Source organism: Lentzea flava (genome assembly GCF_014648475.1).
Classification (GTDB): domain Bacteria; phylum Actinomycetota; class Actinomycetes; order Mycobacteriales; family Pseudonocardiaceae; genus Lentzea; species Lentzea flava.
The window spans coordinates 110,550-127,171 of the sequence record NZ_BMRE01000002.1; the positions used below are offsets into that span (position 1 = coordinate 110,550).

Genomic DNA, 16,622 nt, shown 5'->3' on the forward strand with positions numbered 1-16,622 from the left:
GTGGGTGGCTTCTCGCTCGAGCTGAACGAAGACCAGACCGACCTGCGCGACTGGGTGCACGGTTTCGCTCGCGACGTGATCAGGCCGGCGGCCTCCGAGTGGGACGAGCGCGAGGAGACGCCGTGGCCGGTGATCCAGGAGGCGGCGAAGATCGGCCTCTACGGCTTCGAGGCCCTCGCGACCTGGTTCGCGGACCCGATCGGCCTGTCCCTGCCCATCGCCACCGAAGAGCTGTTCTGGGGTGACGCCGGCATCGCGCTCTCGCTGATGGGCACCGGCCTGGCCGTCGCGGGCATCTTCGCCTCCGGCGAGCCCGAGCAGCTGGCCGAGTGGGTGCCGGAGTGCTTCGGCGACGAGAACGAGCCGAAGCTGGCCGCGTTCTGCGCCTCCGAGCCCCAGGCGGGCTCCGACGTGGCGGGCTACCGCACGCGCGCCCGCTACGACGAGGCCACCGACGAGTGGGTCATCAACGGCCAGAAGGCGTGGGCCACCAACGGCGGCATCGCGAACGTGCACGTCGTGACCGCTGTCGTCGACCCGTCGCTCGGCGCTCGCGGCCAGGCAGGTTTCATCGTCCCGCCGGGCACGCCGGGCCTGTCGTCGCCGGGCAAGATCAAGAAGCACGGCATGCGCGCCTCGCACACCGCCGACGTGTTCTTCGACGACGTGCGCGTGCCCGGCCGTTGCGTGCTGGGCGGCCGGGAGCGGCTGGAGGCCCGGCTGGCGCGTGCCCGCGAGGGCCAGAAGGCCGGCGGACAGGCCGCGATGGCGACGTTCGAGACCACCCGCCCGACCGTCGGCGCGATGGCCGTCGGTGTCGCCCGAGCCGCCTACGAGTACGCGCTGGACTACGCGAAGGACCGCGAGGCGTTCGGGCGAAAGATCATCGAGAACCAGTCGATCGCGTTCGACCTCGCGAACATGCGGATGGAGATCGACGCGGCGCGGCTGCTGGTGTGGCGCGCGGCGTGGATGGGGCGCAACAACGTGCCATTCACCGCGGGTGAGGGCTCGATGTCGAAGCTCAAGGCGTCCGAGGTGTCGGTGTGGGCGACCGAGCGGGCGATCCACATCCTCGGTGGGGCCGGGTACACGCGGGAGCACCCGGTGGAGCGGATGCACCGGGACTCCAAGATCTTCACCATCTTCGAGGGGACCTCGGAGATCCAGCGGCTCGTCGTGTCGCGCGCGATCTCCGGGATGCAGATCAAGTGATTCGACAGCGGGCGGCTTTCGGGCCGCCCGCTCTCGGTCTCGTCAGCAGGACCGGCCGCTGCGCCCCGACAGGGAGACGCTGTCGTGGGTCACGGTGCCCACGGCTGCCGTGCACTTGTCGTTCATCGTCCTGCTGAACGTCCACACGTCGCGCTGGTTCGGCTGGCCGAGCTCCGGCGTGGTGGACACGTCGTCCGCGCTGAGCCGGACCGACGCGCGGAACGGCGTCGTGGTCTGCACGCGGACGTGGCCGTACTTGCCACCGCAGCCCTCGAACTGCGTGATGGTGGCAACGGTGGTGGCGCCTCGTTTGACGACACCGGTCGAGCCGATCTGCACCGCGGTCGAGCAGTTCGGCGGCTTCGGTACCACCGGTACCTCGGCTGCTTGTGCGACGCCCCCGAAGAGCAGGGCTGCGCCGGTGGTGACGATTCCCAATTTGATCAGCACGTACGTGAACGTAAGTCGCGTTGGTTAGCCGACGGTAAATCCGCGAACGCGTGCAGTAACGCCCAGATCCACTGCTCCGATCAGCCCAGTGGAACGGCGTTAGGGGGAATCGAGATGCTCCCGAATGTGTACGTCCTGGCCGCCGCGGTTCTGGCCGGTGCCGCCGGCAGTGCCTACGTCGTGACGGTGGTGGACCGTCCGAAGCCGGTCGTGGTCAGTCACGTCGTGCGCGTGGTCGACGCGGAGACGGTCGAGGTGCGCGAGGGCGATCGCGTCGTGGCCGTCAAGCTCGTGAACGTCGACGCGCCTGCTGCGGACGAGTGTCTGCACGAGGAGTCCCGGAAGCGGCTCGGCGAGCTGTTGCCGGAGGGAACTCCGGTCACCGTGGCGTGGGAAGGGCAGTTCGCGGCGCTGTCCACGCGGGACGGGACGCTCGTCAACGCGGCGCTCATCGCCGACGGGCTGGCGGTGCCGACGGTCACCGGCACGCGGTACCTGGGCAGGGCGAAGGAGGCCGGCCACGCGGCCGCCGAGCAGCAGAAAGGGCTGCATTCGCCGGACGTGCCGTGCACGTTGCCCGGGCAGGTCAGGGCGATCACCGAGGCGGCCGCCGCCGTCGAGGCCCAGTCGCTCAAGGCCGGCAAGGCCGAGCTGACGGTGGCGGCGGACACCGCCAAGTCCGCGATCGGGCTGGTCGACCAGCTCAGCAAGCCTGGTGGGCTGACCTGGGACGCCGTGGCGCCGGTGGACCAGACGGTGTTGCTGGCGAAGGTCACCAAGGCCGTGCCGACGCTGTACCGCAAGGAAGCCGAGCTGCGGAACGTCGTCAAGGGGCTCAGGTGAGTTTGGTAGCCTCCGGGACGCCCCGCGGTCTGGGCGAACCCATGTTGGAGGAACGTCGTGCGCACGTTGACCCATGCCGAGTTCATGGCGATGCGGCGCTTCCCCGCGCTGGACGGACTGCGCGCGTTCGCGGCCGTCATCGTGGTGTTCTTCCACTTCGGCGGCGCCGAGTGGAAGTGGCTGTCCGGGTGGGTCGGCGTCTACCTCTTCTTCGTGCTGTCCGGCTTCCTGATCACCACGCTGCTGCTGCGCGAGCAGGACACCAAGGGCCGGATCTCGCTCAAGAACTTCTACATCCGGCGCGTGTTCCGGATCATGCCGCCCTACTTCGTGATCTTCGCCTTCATCATGGCGTTCTTCTACCTGCGCGGCGACTTCTTCACGATCCGCTACCCGGAGACGCTGAAGTACTACCTGACGTTCATGAACGAGTTCCTGCCCGAGGGCATGAAGGGCGCTCCGAACGACTACTTCTCCGGCTCGTGGACGCTCGGCATCGAGCAGAAGTTCTACCTTGTCTGGCCCGCGCTGATGGTCTTCGCGGGCGTGGCCGCCGCCCGGCGCCGCGTCTACATCGCACTGGGCGCGATGGCCGTGCTCGTCGCCTGCATCCCGCTCACCGCCGGGTGGTACACCAGCTACTCGATGACCGCGCTGTACACCTCGACGGTGCACTACGTGGTGCTGCTGATCGGCGCGCTGCTGGCGATCGTCATGAACAGCAAGCGCCTGTTCAAGCTCGTCCAGCCGCTGACCCACCCGCTGGTCGCGCCGGTCGCGATGATCGGGTTCGCCGTGCTGCACGTGAACATGGAGACCCTCTGGCACTCCACCGGCAACGCCGTGGTGCTGCTGCTGGCCTACGCGGTGCTGACGGCGATGCTGATCGTGTCGCTGCTGGGCCGCAACCCGATGACGTGGCTGCTGTCGACCGCCCCGATGCGCTTCGTCGGCGACCGCTCCTACTCGCTGTACCTGTTCCAGGGCATCGCGGGCTTCATGGTCGGCGCGCTGCTGCCCCGGTTCCAGGTCTACGGCACGCTCACGGCCGTCGTGGTCACGCTGGCGTCGTTGCTGCTCGCCGACGTGGTGTTCCGCTGGGTCGAGCACCCGGCGATCGAGCTGGGCCGCCGGATCATCGCCCGCCGCTCGAAGATGCCGGCCGCGGTCAACCCGCCGGCGAAGGAAGTGCCGCCGGTGCCGGTCGGCGCCTGAGCGACTAGCCCGGCAGCCGCAGAACCGCGCCCACGCGCTTGAGCTCGCGGCGGTGCACGGCGAGCAGGACCGTGTCCTCGGCCCGGCGGAAGTGCAGGACGACGAAGTTGGGGTGCGGCGAGTCGTGGTCGGTGATCAGATCGACCCGACCCTCCTCGGGGCTGAAGATGATCCGCTCGGCCCAGATGATCTTCGTGGGACCGAAGAACAACTCGCCCTCTTCCCACTTGCCGTCCAGGAAGACATCACCGTCTCCGTAGGCGTAGTCGTCGCCTGACGGACCGATGAACTCCCCGAGCACGCCCCCGAGCACCTCGAACAAGGCAGACATGATCACGACCCCCTTCGTTGCTACAGGAACGAGCTGGGCGCCCAGCCGGTTCCCGTGTGCGAGGTGGTCTAGCCGAACGGCTGTCCGGCAGCGCGCAGCCAGGCGCGCTCACGTGAGTGGTCCGGCATGGCGGGCCACCCGTTGATCTTCGCGATCAGCACCCAGTACCGCTCGGCACGCGGGTCCGCGAAGTCGGAGAACGTGCCCAGCCGCTCGACGACGCGTTCGTCGTTCGGCACGCCCAGCGCCTCCGCCCAGTTGGCGTTCACGCGGTCGACGATCTCCTTCGCGGCTTCCGACTCGGGAGCGATGCCGGCCTCGAGGGCCTGCCGCGCCTGGTCGATCGCGAAGTTGAACGCCTCCATCTGGTTGTTCTCCGGCGGACTCATGTCCATGCCGTTGCGGCGGCGTTCCTCGTGCTGCTGGGACATCCGCTTGACCGACTCGCGGAAGTCCGGGTCCTGCACGAGCTTCGCGAGCTCGACCCAGGCCTCCAGCTGCTCGGTCGTCGGGTCGTCCGGCAGCTCGATCCGCACGGATCGCATGTGCTGCTCGAACTGCGGATCCAGCTCGTAGGGCCCGAACACCTCCTCGAAGAAGTCGTCGAGGATGCGCTGGCGCTCCTCGTCCGACATCCGTGCCAACTCGTTCATCAGTTCCATCTCCCCTCCTTTGGCGACGGCGCGCAGGACGGCGCGGCGCAGCCGCAACGTCTTCATCTGTGCGTCGATCGCTTCCGCATGTGCCCGCGCCACGTCGGTCACCGTCACCTCGCGGGCGAGAATCCGCCCGGCGGTCGGCAGGTCCACGCCCAGATCCCTGAGCGTGCGGACCAGCTTGAGCTTCGCGACCGCCTCACCGTCGTAGGTCCGGTAGCCGCCGACCGTTCTCGAGGTGGGCGGGATGAGGCCCTGGTCGGAGTAGAACCGGATTGTTCTGACGGTGAGGCCGGTCATCTTGGCCAGCTCGCCGATCTGGTAGCGCGTCACGGGGACAACTCTGAACCCTCCAGTGACTGGAGAGTCAAACCCGATTAACCGATCGAGTTCCAGAACGAGCAGTTGTGCCTGGTCAGGCCGTTGATCGGGCCGACACGCTCCAGCGAGTACTCCTGCACGGTGCCCCGCGCCCAGCCCGGCTTGCCCGTCCGCGCGAACGTGGTCCAGTCGCGGATCATCGTCGAGGCGAGCTGCTGCTGTGCCGGGTTGAGGTCGAACATCGGGATGTCGAAGAAGTAGGCCAGGTCGAACGAATGCGCGGCACCGCCGGGGAAGCTTTCGGAGAAGAGGTCCTTGAACCACCCAACGGGCGCGGTGCGGTCGGCGAACTCGTAGCCGTACGTCGGCGTGTAGCGGGAGAGCAACCGATCGTCGGACAGCTGGTTGCACGCCCACACGCCGTCAGTGAGCACCGAGCCGTAGGCAAGACGTGCGGACTCGCCCTCCGGGTACTCGGCGGCGATCTTGGCGGCCTTCTCCTGACCGAAGCCCTGCACCAGCAGGGCCTGGTAGTCGAACGGCTCCGGCACGGTCGCCGACGTCAGCCTGCCCTCGTCACGGGTGTTTCCCCAGATCACCGGGACGCGGTTGAACCGGCCGGACTTCAGCGCGTCGACCGGGTGCACCGGCAGCACGCTGTTGCCCGTCACCACCGGGGTCGCGCCGCGGTCGATGGCGGTGAAAGCCGTGGGCGGCAACGCACGCAGGCACGCGACGTCCGAGCAACCGAGCTGAGCCGAGATGGCCACCGCATCGGCCGCGGCCGCGTCCTTCGTGATCCAAGGAGCACCGGCCGGCTTGTCGTGGATCACGCCGTTGGCACCCCACTTGGTGGAGCAGCCGCCGCTCTGCGCGATGGCCTTCTGGAACAGCCCACGCGACTTCGGTGACGTCACGTGCGCACACACGTCGAACGCGCCGCCGGACTCACCGAAAACCGTGACGTTGCGCGGATCCCCGCCGAACGCGGCGGCGTTGCGCTGCACCCACCGCAGCGCGGCCTGCTGGTCCTCGATGCCGTACGCGCCCGATTCCGGCAGGTCCGGGTGTCCGAAGAAACCGAAGAAGCCCAGCCGGTAGTTGATCGTCACGACCACGACGTCGCCCTGCACCACCAGGCGCCGAGGGTTGAAGCCGTCGCCGGACAGGTAGCTGTTGCCGCCGCCGTGGAGGTAGACCATGACCGGCCTGCGGCCGTGCGTGGAGGGCGTGGTGACGTTGAGGTACAGGCAGTCCTCGTTGCTGCTCGGCGATCCAGCACCAGCCGACTGGGCGCAGACCGGGCCCGGCCTGGTGGCGTCACGAGGTGTCGTCCACGGCGCGACCGGCTGCGGCGAGCGCCACCGCAACTCACCCACCGGCGGCGCCGCGTACGGAATGCCCTGGTAGACCTGGCGATCGGCGAGCACGGTGCCGCGGACAGGGCCGGCGTCGGTGCGCACGAGGCCGGGTTCGGAAGCCTGCGCCACACCGACCGGGCTGGCCAGCAGGGCTGCGGCGATCAACAGAGAGAGTCGCTTGTTCATGCACGGGCGTCGAACGAACGGGCCCGCGGATCGACATCCGCGGGCCCGTCACATACCGAGCTGTTCTCAGTAGGTCATCGCGAAGCCGGGGTCGGCCAGCAGCGCGCCGACGTCGGCCAGGAACTGCGAGCCCTGCTGGCCGTCGACCACGCGGTGGTCGAAGGAGAGCGCGAGCTGGCAGATCTTGCGAATCTTGATCTCGCCGTCGACCACCCACGGCATGTCGCGGATCGCGCCCAGGGCGAGGATCGCGGACTCGCCGGGGTTGAGGATCGGCGTGCCGGTGTCGACGCCGAAGACGCCGACGTTGGTGATCGTGATGGTGCCGTTCATCATGTCGGCCGGGGCGGTCTTGCCGTCGCGGGCGACGGTGGCGAGCTCATCGAGTGCGATCGCCAGTTCCTTCAGCGACATGCGGTCGGCGTCGCGGACCTTCGGGACCACCAGGCCGCGCGGCGTGGCGGCCGCGATGCCCAGGTGGACGTAGTCCTTGTAGACGATCTCGTTCGCCGCGGTGTCCCACGTCGCGTTGACGTCCGGCGTGCGGCGGGTGGCCAGCACGACGGCCTTGGCGCAGAACGCGAGCGGCGTCAGCTTCACGCCGCGGAACTCCGGGTGGTTCTTCAGGCGGGCGCGGAGCTCCATCATCGGCGTGACGTCGACCGTCAGGAACTCGGTGACGTGCGGTGCGGTGAAGGCGCTGTCGACCATGGCCTGCGCGGTCGCCTTGCGGACGCCCTTGATCGGCACCCTGCGCTCGCGCGCGCCGTTGTCCACAGAGGACGGTGCAGCGGCGGGAGCCGGTGCGGCGACGGCGCTTTCGACGTCCTCGCGCGTGATCACGCCGTCGGGGCCGGAGCCCGTGAGCGAGTACAGGTCGACGCCGAGGTCCTTGGCCAGCTTGCGCACCGGCGGCTTGGCCAGCGGCACGTAACCGCCGGGAGCCTGGACCGGAGCGGGAGCAGGCGCCGCAACGGGTTGCGGTGCCACGACCGGAGCCGGAGCGGCGACAGCGGCAGCGGGGGCAGCCGTGTCCTTGCGTGCGCGGCGCTTGGCCGTGCCGGACTTCGGGCCGTAGCCGACAAGCGTCGCGATGCGACCGCCCGGCATCTCCTCGCCGATCTTGCCCGACGAGGTGCCGTTCGCCTCAGCGGCAGCAGGTGCGGGTGCGGGTGCGGCGGCGCCACCGGGGTCGGTGTCGATCGTGATGATCGGGACGCCGACCTCGACGGTCTGGCCGGGCTCGGCGTGCAGCTCGGTCACGACGCCCGCCCACGGGCAGGGCAGCTCGACGGCGGCCTTGGCCGTCTCGATCTCGACGATGATCTGGTTGACCGTGACGGTGTCACCCGGCTTGACGTGCCAGGTGAGGATCTCGGCCTCGGTCAGCCCCTCTGCCGTGTCGGGCAGGGGGAATTGCTTGTACTGCGGCATTTCCGGTTGTCCCCTTACCAGGCGAGAGAGCGGTCGACGGCGTGCAGCACCCGGTCGAGGTCGGGGAGGAACTCCTCCTCGAGCTTCGACGGCGGGTACGGGGTGTCGAAACCGGTCACCCGCAGCACCGGTGCCTGCAGCGAGTAGAAGCACTCCTGCTGGACCTTGGCCGCGATCTCACTGGCGATCGAGGACTCGGACGGCGCCTCGGACACGACGACCAGGCGACCGGTGCGGCGCACCGACTCGAACACCGGCGCGAGGTCCAGCGGCGACAGCGTGCGCAGGTCGATGACCTCGAGCGACGTGCCGTCCTCCGCGGCCGCGGTGGCGGCGTCGAGGGCCGTGCGGACCATCGGGCCGTACGCGACGAGGGTCGCGTCCGTGCCGGTGCGCAGCGTCCGCGACGCGAACAACGGGCCGGGCTGGGCCGTGGTGTCGACCTCGCCCTTCTCGTAGTAGCGGCGCTTGGGCTCGAAGAAGAGCACCGGGTCGTCGCAGTCGATCGCCTGCTGGATCATCCAGTACGCGTCGGACGGGTTCGAGCACGAGACGACCTTGAGGCCGGCGGTGTGCGCGAAGTACGACTCGGGCGACTCCGAGTGGTGCTCGACGGCACCGATGCCACCGCCGAAGGGCACGCGGATCACCATGGGCAGCTTGATCTTGCCCTGGGTGCGGTAGTGCAGCTTCGCGACCTGCGACACGATCTGGTCGAAGCCGGGGAAGATGAAGCCGTCGAACTGGATCTCGCACACCGGGCGGTAGCCGCGGATCGCGAGGCCGACGGCGGTGCCGATGATGCCGGACTCCGCGAGCGGCGTGTCGAGCACGCGCTGCTCACCGAAGTCCTTCTGCAGGCCGTCGGTGATGCGGAAGACACCGCCGAGCTTGCCGATGTCCTCGCCCATCATGATGACCTTGGGGTTGGCCTCCATGGCCGCCCGCAGGCCCATGTTGAGCGCCTTGGAGATCGTGAGCGTCTGCACCGGGGTCGCCGGGGCAGCGGTCGTGGATCGGTCCATGGTCGGAGCAGCCATCAGTGCTCACCTCCAGCAAAACCCGAGACGTAGTCGAGGAATTCGTCGCGCTGCGCTTCGAGGTTGGGGTTGCCCTCGGCGTAGACGTTGCTGAAGATCCGTTCAGCGGGCGGGTCGGGCATGTTGACGCAGAACTCGCGCAGGTTCTCGGCGAGTTCGTCCGCCTCCGCCTCGACGCCCGCGAAGAACTCCTGGTCGGCCCACTGCTGCCGGACCAGGTAGACCTTGACCCGCTCGATCGGGTCCTTGAGCTTCCACAGCTCCAGCTCGTCCGACAGCCGGTAGCGCGTCGGGTCGTCGGAGGTGGTGTGCGCGTCCATCCGGTAGGTGAACGCCTCGATCAGGATCGGGCCGTTGCCGTGGCGGCACTCGTCCAGCGCCCAGCGCGTGACGGCCAGGGTCGCCAGCACGTCGTTGCCGTCGACGCGGATGCCGGGGAAGCCGTAGCCGCGGGCGCGCTGGTACAGCGGCAGGCGCGACTGGCGCTCGGTGGGCTCGGAGATGGCCCACTGGTTGTTCTGGCAGAAGAAGACGAGCGGCGCGTCGTAGACCGCGGCCCACACGAAGCCCTCGTGCACATCACCCTGGGAGGTCGCGCCGTCGCCGAAGAACACCATGGTGGCTTCGCCGTCGTCGTCGCCGACCTTGCCGTCGAACTTCTGGCCCATCGCGTACCCGGCCGCGTTGAGGACCTGGTTGCCGATGACGATCGTGTACGGGTGGAAGCGCTTCTCGACCGGGTCCCACGTGCCCTGGTCGGTGCCGCGGAAGATGCCCAGCAACTCCGTCGGGTGCACGCCGCGGGTCCACGCGATGCCGTGCTCGCGGTAGCTGGGGAACGCCATGTCGGTCGGGCGCATCGCGCGGCCGGCGCCGATCTGCGCGGCCTCCTGGCCGAGCAGCGGCACCCAGATGCCGAGCTGGCCCTTGCGCTGCAGCGCGTTCGCCTCGCGGTCGACCCGGCGGATCAGGACCATGTCGCGGTACAGGCCGCGCAGCTCCTCCGCCGAGATGTCGATGTCGAAGTCCGGGTGCGTGACCCGCTCACCTTCGGGAGTGAGGAGCTGCACCAGGTCGGCGCCACCCTCGTCTGTCGCTCGCAAGCCTGCGATCACCTGTTCCGCTGTCGGTTTTGCGGCAGTGGCGGCCGGCGCTGCGTCCGGCTCAGGGTGCGTCCATTGCTCAGGGGACGACATGCGCCTTCTCCTCTGTCTCTCCGACCGCCCGATCGCTCGTGACGACCTCGTGCGGCGACGCCGGCGGTCACCGCCAACCCTGTGGGGCCGGAGGCATCCGTCGGCGTTGACGGTGGCTTACGACCACATCCTGACACGGCCTCACCCGTGTTGGTGAGACCCGTCCCACTTCGTAACACACGAGTCAACGTTCTGATCAGCGACAACAGTCGGAGGTTCGACCTTTTGCCCTCCGACTACGCCGTCCGATTACCGGACGTCGTTGTCCCGGTTACCGATCGTTAACTTCGTCGGAGGTCTCCACGGACACGGTTGTGGACGCGAGCGGAGGGCGAGTCGTGACAGGATCGAGAGGTGGACCGCTCAGTTGTGACCAGCACTGTCCGGACGCTCTGGGACGACGACATCGTCCCGAGCCTGTCTCAGCTCGTCGCCGTGCCGGCGATCTCGCCCGCGTTCGATCCCGCCTGGGAAGAGCACGGCGAACTGGCCGCCGCGATCGAGCACGTGCGCGCCTGGATCGCCTCCCGCTCGCTGCCCGGCGCGGTGCTCGAGGTCGTCCAACTGGCGGGACGCACGCCGCTTCTGCTCGTCGACGTCCCCGCGTTCGGTAACGCGGGCGACGACACGGTGTTGCTCTACGGACATCTCGACAAGCAGCCGCCGGTGGGCGGCTGGAGCGAAGGGCTCGGCCCGTGGACCCCGGTGCTGCGTGACGGACGTCTCTACGGCCGTGGCTCCGCGGATGACGGTTACTCCGGATATGCCGCAATCGCCGCAATCGAGGCCGTGCGCGCGGCAGGCGGTTCGCACTCCCGCTGCGTCGTGCTGCTGGAGACCGGCGAGGAGTCAGGTTCGCCCGATCTGCCCGCCTACCTGGAGCACCTGTCTTCTCGCCTGGGCCAGGTGTCCTTGGTCGTGTGCCTCGACTCGGGCGGCTCGGACTACGACCGCATGTGGCTGACCACGTCGCTGCGCGGGTTGGTGCAGGTCACGCTGACCGTGCGGGTGCTGGAGGGCGGTCTGCACTCCGGCATGTCGTCCGGCATGGTGCCGTCGTCGTTCCGCATCGCCCGCGTGCTGCTCGACCGGCTGGAGGACTCCGCGACCGGCGAGATCCTGGTCCCGGAGATGCACGTCGAGATCCCTCCGCACCGCCTGGCCGAGGTCCGCGAGGCCGTCGAGGCCGCGCCGGGCGCGTTGTGGGGTCCGGTGCCGCGGGTCGGCGACCTGCAGCCGATGTCCACCGACGAGGTGGAGCAGGCGCTGGGCACCGGGTGGCGGCCGACGCTCTCGATCACGGGCGCGGACGGCCTGCCGTCGCCGGAGGACGCGGGCAACGTGCTGCGGCCGTTCACGTCGTTGGTGCTCTCGTTCCGGCTGCCGCCCACGGCTTCCTCCGCCGCTGCCTTGGAGGCGGTGAAGGAGCGGCTGACCACGGACGTTCCCTACAACGCGACTGTCGAGCTTTCGCGCGTCGAGGCCGCGGACGGCTGGAACGCGCCCGAGCTCGCGCCGTGGTTGGCGGCGACGCTGGACGACGCCGGCAAGGAGGTGTTCGGGGCGCCGTGGCGGACCGTGTCGCTGGGCGGGTCGATCCCGTTCATGGGGCTGCTGCACGAGGCCTACCCGGACGCGCAGTTCCTGGTCACGGGCGCGGTCGGGCCGGACTCGAACTGCCACGTTCCCGACGAGTGGCTGCACCTGGCGCACGCGGCTCGGATCACCGAGGCGGTCGCGTTGGTGCTGGACGCGCAGTCCAAGCAGCGCTGAACTCCTCAAGCAACGCAAGGCCGGTGACGGGGTTGCTCCCCACGTAGCGACGCGCCCTCGCGAGCGCGTCAAGATCGTCGAGGAGCACCTCGTCGAGGCCGTCGGTGAAGATCTCGACCACAACCTCCAGGAACCGGATCCGGGCTGCGGCTAGGTCTCGCAGTTCACGGACTGCCTTGGATTCGCCCTGGTAGACGCCTTGCAAGTCGACCGGCCGACTCATCAACGCTCGCAACAGCGTTGTAACTCCCTCGGGATCGTCCAGCGCGGTCAGGGCATCAGAGGTCGTCTCACACACGCGGTAGAGTTCGTCGTTGGCGAGCGTCCGCGCAACTTCGCTCAGTGTTGTGCCCTCCTTGTGCCTGAGCACGTCCCGAGCGGCGCGGATCAACTGCCGTGCCAACCCGCCGGAGAACACGTAAGCCAGCGCGGCAAACTGTTCGGGCAACCCGATCACCAACCGACCGAGTAGCCTCCTGGCGAGATCGAAGTCCAGGTAGTCGACCCTGATGACCTCGTCGAACGAACTGTCGAAGACGCTGCGAAGGCCCATCCCGGACAACTCGAAGTCATGCTGGGCCTCGGTCGACACGGACACCAGGTAATAACAACCAGGGATGTCGAAGATTGCTTTCAGCTCGCTGAGGAACCGCCGCGCCTGCTCCCCGGCGCCGATCCTGTCGATCTCGTCGATTGCGATGACGACCCGGCCGAGTGCCTGGACGAACGCCCGGAAGTCGTTCACGACCTCGGGATAAGTCGGCGCCCGGCCTGCCATGCTGTCTCCGCGCTTGAGGCTGATCTCAGCGCCCTTGAAGCCGTACTTACCGCTCACCTCGTTGCTGCGAGTCTGGACGTACGCAATGGAGACGAGCCCAGATTTTGCGGCTTTGACCAGGTGAGGCGCGTTACCTCGGGCGATAACAGCCCGGCAGATCTCGGCGTACAGGTGCAGTAAGAACTCCCTCGGCACGTACTCGACGGGTGCTGAAGCGAGCACGGTCAGATCCTCTGGCTGATCGGGTACGGCATAGGTACCGGCGCAAAACGCCCGCAGCAGGTTCGTCTTGCCCACGCCACGCGGGCCGGCGAGCGCGAAGCTGCCGCCGTTGACCGACCGCACCAACTCGGCAAGTCGTTCACCGGCAAGGGTCCGCTGATGGGCAACCAACGGCGTGCCTCCGAACAGACCCTTCGAGTCCGTGAACGGCAACGTCGTACCGCGCGTCACGTCCACACTGTTGACCTCTGCGCGGAGGACTGGCAGCACTCCCCGTTCCGCCATCGCGAACATCCAGTCGGCGCGCGCCCTGTTCGGGTAGCTGGCGAGAAACCTCTTCCCGCCGGGGATCCACAAGTCAACCGCGACGAGGAAGAACAGGACCAGCGCGGTCACCACGGTCGCGACAATCCACCACCAGCCGAAAGGAAGCACGAACCCCAGCCCCGCCACAACTGGCACCAGAGCAACCGCGATCCGCGCCGCCCACAGGACGAACGGCGCGAACGGGTTCACCGCCTCGAACGTTTCCTGCTCAGATCGTGCGGTAGCGAGGATGTCGGACTGGGCACGGCGGGCCGACTCGCGCAGATCGCGCTCGGTAATGAGACCAGCGTCAATCTGCCTGCGGATCTCGTTGTCTTGCAGACCCACGCTGAGTGCCCACTCGAAGACTTGCGTCTCGTCCACCACGGAATGGTGCACTCGTTCGAGCCCGATCGAAATGGGCCGTTCAGGTCATGCTCCACCCGGCTTTTTAGTGAGGAATGACTCAGACCTGACGTGGGCCCGACCAGGTGCCGGGCCCCGTGTCCCACACTGGGGCGATGGGCGAACAAGCGGAACGGGCGCGCCTCGCGGAGTCGGAGACCCCGACCTCGCCTTGGCGCCTGTGGGGGCCGTACCTGTCCGGCCGCCAGTGGGGGACGGTCCGCGAGGACTACTCGCCCGAGGGCGATGCGTGGGCGTCGTTCCCTTTTGACCACGCCCGTGCGCGCGCGTACCGGTGGGGCGAGGACGGCATCGCGGGGATCTGCGACGTCCACGGGTTCCTCAACCTCGCCGTGGCCCTGTGGAACGGCAACGACCCGATCCTCAAGGAGCGGTACTTCGGCCTCACCAACAGCGAGGGCAACCACGGTGAGGACGTCAAGGAGCACTGGTGGTTGACGGACGGGACGCCCACGCACTCGTGGATGCAGGTGGTGTACCGGTATCCGCAGAAGGAGTTCCCGTACGGGCAGCTGCGGGAGATGGCGCGCAACGCCGGGCGGGAGAACCGCGAGCCCGAGCTGGCCGACACCGGGGTGCTGGACGAGAACCGGTTCTTCGACGTCGAGGTCACCTACGCGAAGGCCGGCACCGACGACATCTGCGTCGAGATCAGGGCGACCAACCACGGGCCCGACGACGCGCCGTTGCACCTGCTCCCTCAGCTCTGGTTTCGCAACACGTGGGCCTGGGGCCGGGACGAGCGGCCCTGTCAGCTCGTGGCCAGCACGGCCACCGGCCGCACGGTGACGGCTGACCACGGGAACCTCGGGCGGTACACGCTGCACCTCGACGGGGCGCCGTCGATGTTGATGACGGACAACGAGAGCAACGAGATGTCGCTCTTCGGGGCCGAGCGCAACCCGTCGCCGTGGACCAAGGACGGCATCTGCAACTACGTGGTGCACGGGAGCACGTCGACCTGTCAGGTGGTCGGGCCGGACGGCGACGAGGCGGCGGGCACGAAGTTCGCGGCCTGGTACTCGTTCGACCCCGTGGAGCCGGGCGAGACGGTGGCGATCCGGCTGCGGCTGACCGGCGGCGACGGGCACCCGGACCCTTTTGGGCCCAGCTTCGACGAGACCCTCCGGGCGAGAAAGCTCGAGGCCGACGAGTTCCACGACGCCATCGCGCCCGAAGCGAACCCCGAAGAGAAGCACGTGCTGCGGCGGGCGCTGGCCGGGTTGATGTGGACCAAGCAGCACTACCGGTTCCGGACGCGGGACTGGCTCGACGGCGATCCCACCAAGCCGGAAGCACCGTCGAGCAGACGCACGCCAGAGGCTCGCAACGTGCACTGGCGGCACCTCGACGTCGCCGACGTGATCTCCATGCCGGACGAGTGGGAGTACCCCTGGTTCGCGGCGTGGGACCTCGCGTTCCACACGATCCCGTTCACGCTGGTCGACCCGGCGTTCGCGAAGGAGCAGCTGCTGCTGTTCTGCCGTGAGTGGATGATGCACCCGAACGGCCAGATTCCCGCCTACGAGTGGGAGTTCGGCGACGTCAACCCGCCTGTGCACGCGTGGGCGGCGTTGCAGGTCTACCGGGCCGACGGCAGCAAGGACCGCAAGTTCCTGGCGAAGATCTTCCACAAGCTGCTGCTCAACTTCTCGTGGTGGGTGAACCGCAAGGACGCCGACGGCAGCTACCTGTTCGAGGGCGGGTTCCTCGGCATGGACAACATCGGGCCGGTCAACAGGTCCGAGCCCATGCTGGGCGAGTGGCGGCTGGAGCAGTCGGACGCCACGTCGTGGATGGCCGCGTACAGCCTGCACCTCATGCAAATCGCGCTGGAGCTTGCGCGCACCGACGAGTCCTATGAGGACGTCGCGACGAAGTTCGTCGAGCACTTCCTGTCGATCGCGGAGGCGTTCACGCACTTCGGGTCGTCGGGCAGCGGGATCTGGCACGACGAGGACGGCTTCTGCTACGACCGGGTCTCGCGCCGCCACCCCGACGGCAGCGTCGAGTCCGAACCGGTGCGGGTGCGGTCGATGGTCGGCCTCATCCCGCTCCTCGCGTCAGCGGTCCTCGAGCCGTGGGTGCTCAGTGAGCTGCACGGGTTCACCAGCCGGTTGGAGCACCTGCTCAAGCGCCGGCCGGAGCTGCGGCAGTTCATCACGTTCCACGACAAGCGCGGCGCGTTCGTGTCGTTGCTGGACGAGCACAAGCTGCGCCGCGTGCTGCACCGGATGCTCGACGAGCACGAGTTCCTCTCGCCGCACGGGATCCGCTCGCTCAGCGCCGCCCACCGCGAGGGGCTCGAGGTCAAGGTCGCCGGTCAGGAGCACCGGATGGGCTACGAGCCCGGCGAGTCCACCAGCCCGATGTTCGGCGGCAACTCGAACTGGCGGGGCCCGGTCTGGCTGCCCACCAACGCGCTGCTCGTCGAGGCGCTCAGGACCGTCTGCGCGTTCCACGACGGCACGTTCCAGGTCGAGATGCCGACGCACTCCGGCCGCCACCTCACCGCGGGGCAGGTGGCCGACGAGCTGAGCGACCGGTTGATCGCGCTCTTCCTGCCAGACGGCGACGGGCGGCGGCCGTCGGACGGCAAGCGGATCGAAGCCTCGGAGTCACCGCTTTGGCGCAACCACGTCACGTTCAGCGAGTACTTCGACGGCGACACGGGCGAAGGGCTCGGCGCGACCCATCAGACCGGATGGACGGCGCTGGTGGCGGGCCTGTTGACCGCACGCAGGCGCTGAGCAGCGCCTGCCGTGATCAAATCCTGATCAAGGACACGATCGCAGTCGGTTACCATTCGGGTGCAATACGTGCAGACATTGTGTGATATAGGCTATTTCGCGCAAGATCCTGCGGCTGT

Annotated in this window: 13 protein-coding genes; 5 read left to right on the plus strand and 8 right to left on the minus strand. The window is 68.4% G+C overall.

The features are described from left to right. Nucleotides 1-1,215, plus strand: a complete 1,215-nt coding sequence (locus IEZ09_RS04730) for an acyl-CoA dehydrogenase family protein (RefSeq protein WP_189252326.1) — start codon at nt 1-3, stop codon at nt 1,213-1,215. Nucleotides 1,216-1,257: 42 nt separating this feature from the next. Here the strand turns inward: IEZ09_RS04730 and IEZ09_RS04735 are convergent, their stop codons facing one another. Continuing rightward, complete coding sequence (locus tag IEZ09_RS04735) at nt 1,258-1,665, minus strand: hypothetical protein (RefSeq protein ID WP_189252327.1); 408 nt, start codon at nt 1,663-1,665, stop codon at nt 1,258-1,260. Between the two features lie 114 nt (nt 1,666-1,779). On the opposite strand from IEZ09_RS04735, the gene IEZ09_RS04740 reads away from it, so the two are divergent. Next, nucleotides 1,780-2,508, plus strand: a complete 729-nt coding sequence (locus tag IEZ09_RS04740; RefSeq protein WP_189252328.1) for a thermonuclease family protein — start codon at nt 1,780-1,782, stop codon at nt 2,506-2,508. A 57-nt stretch (nt 2,509-2,565) separates the two neighbouring features. Next, on the plus strand, nt 2,566-3,723 hold the full coding sequence (locus IEZ09_RS04745; RefSeq protein ID WP_189252329.1) for an acyltransferase family protein: 1,158 nt from the start codon (nt 2,566-2,568) through the stop codon (nt 3,721-3,723). A gap of 4 nt (nt 3,724-3,727) precedes the next feature. Here IEZ09_RS04745 and IEZ09_RS04750 read toward each other — a convergent pair whose 3' ends face one another. From IEZ09_RS04750 to pdhA, 6 genes are all read right to left on the minus strand, one after another. Further along, on the minus strand, nt 3,728-4,054 hold the full coding sequence (locus IEZ09_RS04750; RefSeq protein WP_189252330.1) for a hypothetical protein: 327 nt from the start codon (nt 4,052-4,054) through the stop codon (nt 3,728-3,730). Between the two features lie 68 nt (nt 4,055-4,122). Next, nucleotides 4,123-5,043: a helix-turn-helix domain-containing protein gene (locus tag IEZ09_RS04755; RefSeq protein WP_189252331.1), complete on the minus strand. Its 921-nt coding sequence runs from the start codon at nt 5,041-5,043 to the stop codon at nt 4,123-4,125. Between the two features lie 44 nt (nt 5,044-5,087). After that, complete coding sequence (locus IEZ09_RS04760) at nt 5,088-6,578, minus strand: carboxylesterase/lipase family protein (RefSeq protein ID WP_189252332.1); 1,491 nt, start codon at nt 6,576-6,578, stop codon at nt 5,088-5,090. A 66-nt stretch (nt 6,579-6,644) separates the two neighbouring features. After that, entirely contained in the window at nt 6,645-8,012 is a 1,368-nt protein-coding gene (locus IEZ09_RS04765) for a dihydrolipoamide acetyltransferase family protein (RefSeq protein ID WP_189252333.1), read from the minus strand. A 14-nt stretch (nt 8,013-8,026) separates the two neighbouring features. Next, the gene (locus IEZ09_RS04770; protein ID WP_189252334.1) at nt 8,027-9,052 is read right to left on the minus strand and encodes an alpha-ketoacid dehydrogenase subunit beta; all 1,026 of its coding nucleotides are present in this window, start codon (nt 9,050-9,052) and stop codon (nt 8,027-8,029) included. Next, entirely contained in the window at nt 9,052-10,248 is a 1,197-nt protein-coding gene (pdhA, locus tag IEZ09_RS04775; RefSeq protein WP_112226479.1) for a pyruvate dehydrogenase (acetyl-transferring) E1 component subunit alpha, read from the minus strand. Before pdhA ends, IEZ09_RS04770 begins: the two co-directional genes overlap by 1 nt. Before the next feature lie 354 nt (nt 10,249-10,602). Between pdhA and IEZ09_RS04780 the strand changes: the two genes are divergently transcribed. Further along, entirely contained in the window at nt 10,603-12,021 is a 1,419-nt protein-coding gene (locus IEZ09_RS04780; RefSeq protein ID WP_189252335.1) for a M20/M25/M40 family metallo-hydrolase, read from the plus strand. On the opposite strand, the gene IEZ09_RS04785 is transcribed toward IEZ09_RS04780, so the two are convergent. Beyond that, complete coding sequence (locus IEZ09_RS04785) at nt 11,972-13,711, minus strand: P-loop NTPase fold protein (protein ID WP_189252336.1); 1,740 nt, start codon at nt 13,709-13,711, stop codon at nt 11,972-11,974. The genes IEZ09_RS04780 and IEZ09_RS04785 overlap by 50 nt on opposite strands. A gap of 137 nt (nt 13,712-13,848) precedes the next feature. Here IEZ09_RS04785 and IEZ09_RS04790 point away from each other — a divergent pair, with 137 nt between their 5' ends. Continuing rightward, nucleotides 13,849-16,503: an MGH1-like glycoside hydrolase domain-containing protein gene (locus IEZ09_RS04790; RefSeq protein ID WP_229812247.1), complete on the plus strand. Its 2,655-nt coding sequence runs from the start codon at nt 13,849-13,851 to the stop codon at nt 16,501-16,503. Nucleotides 16,504-16,622: the final 119 nt, after the last annotated feature.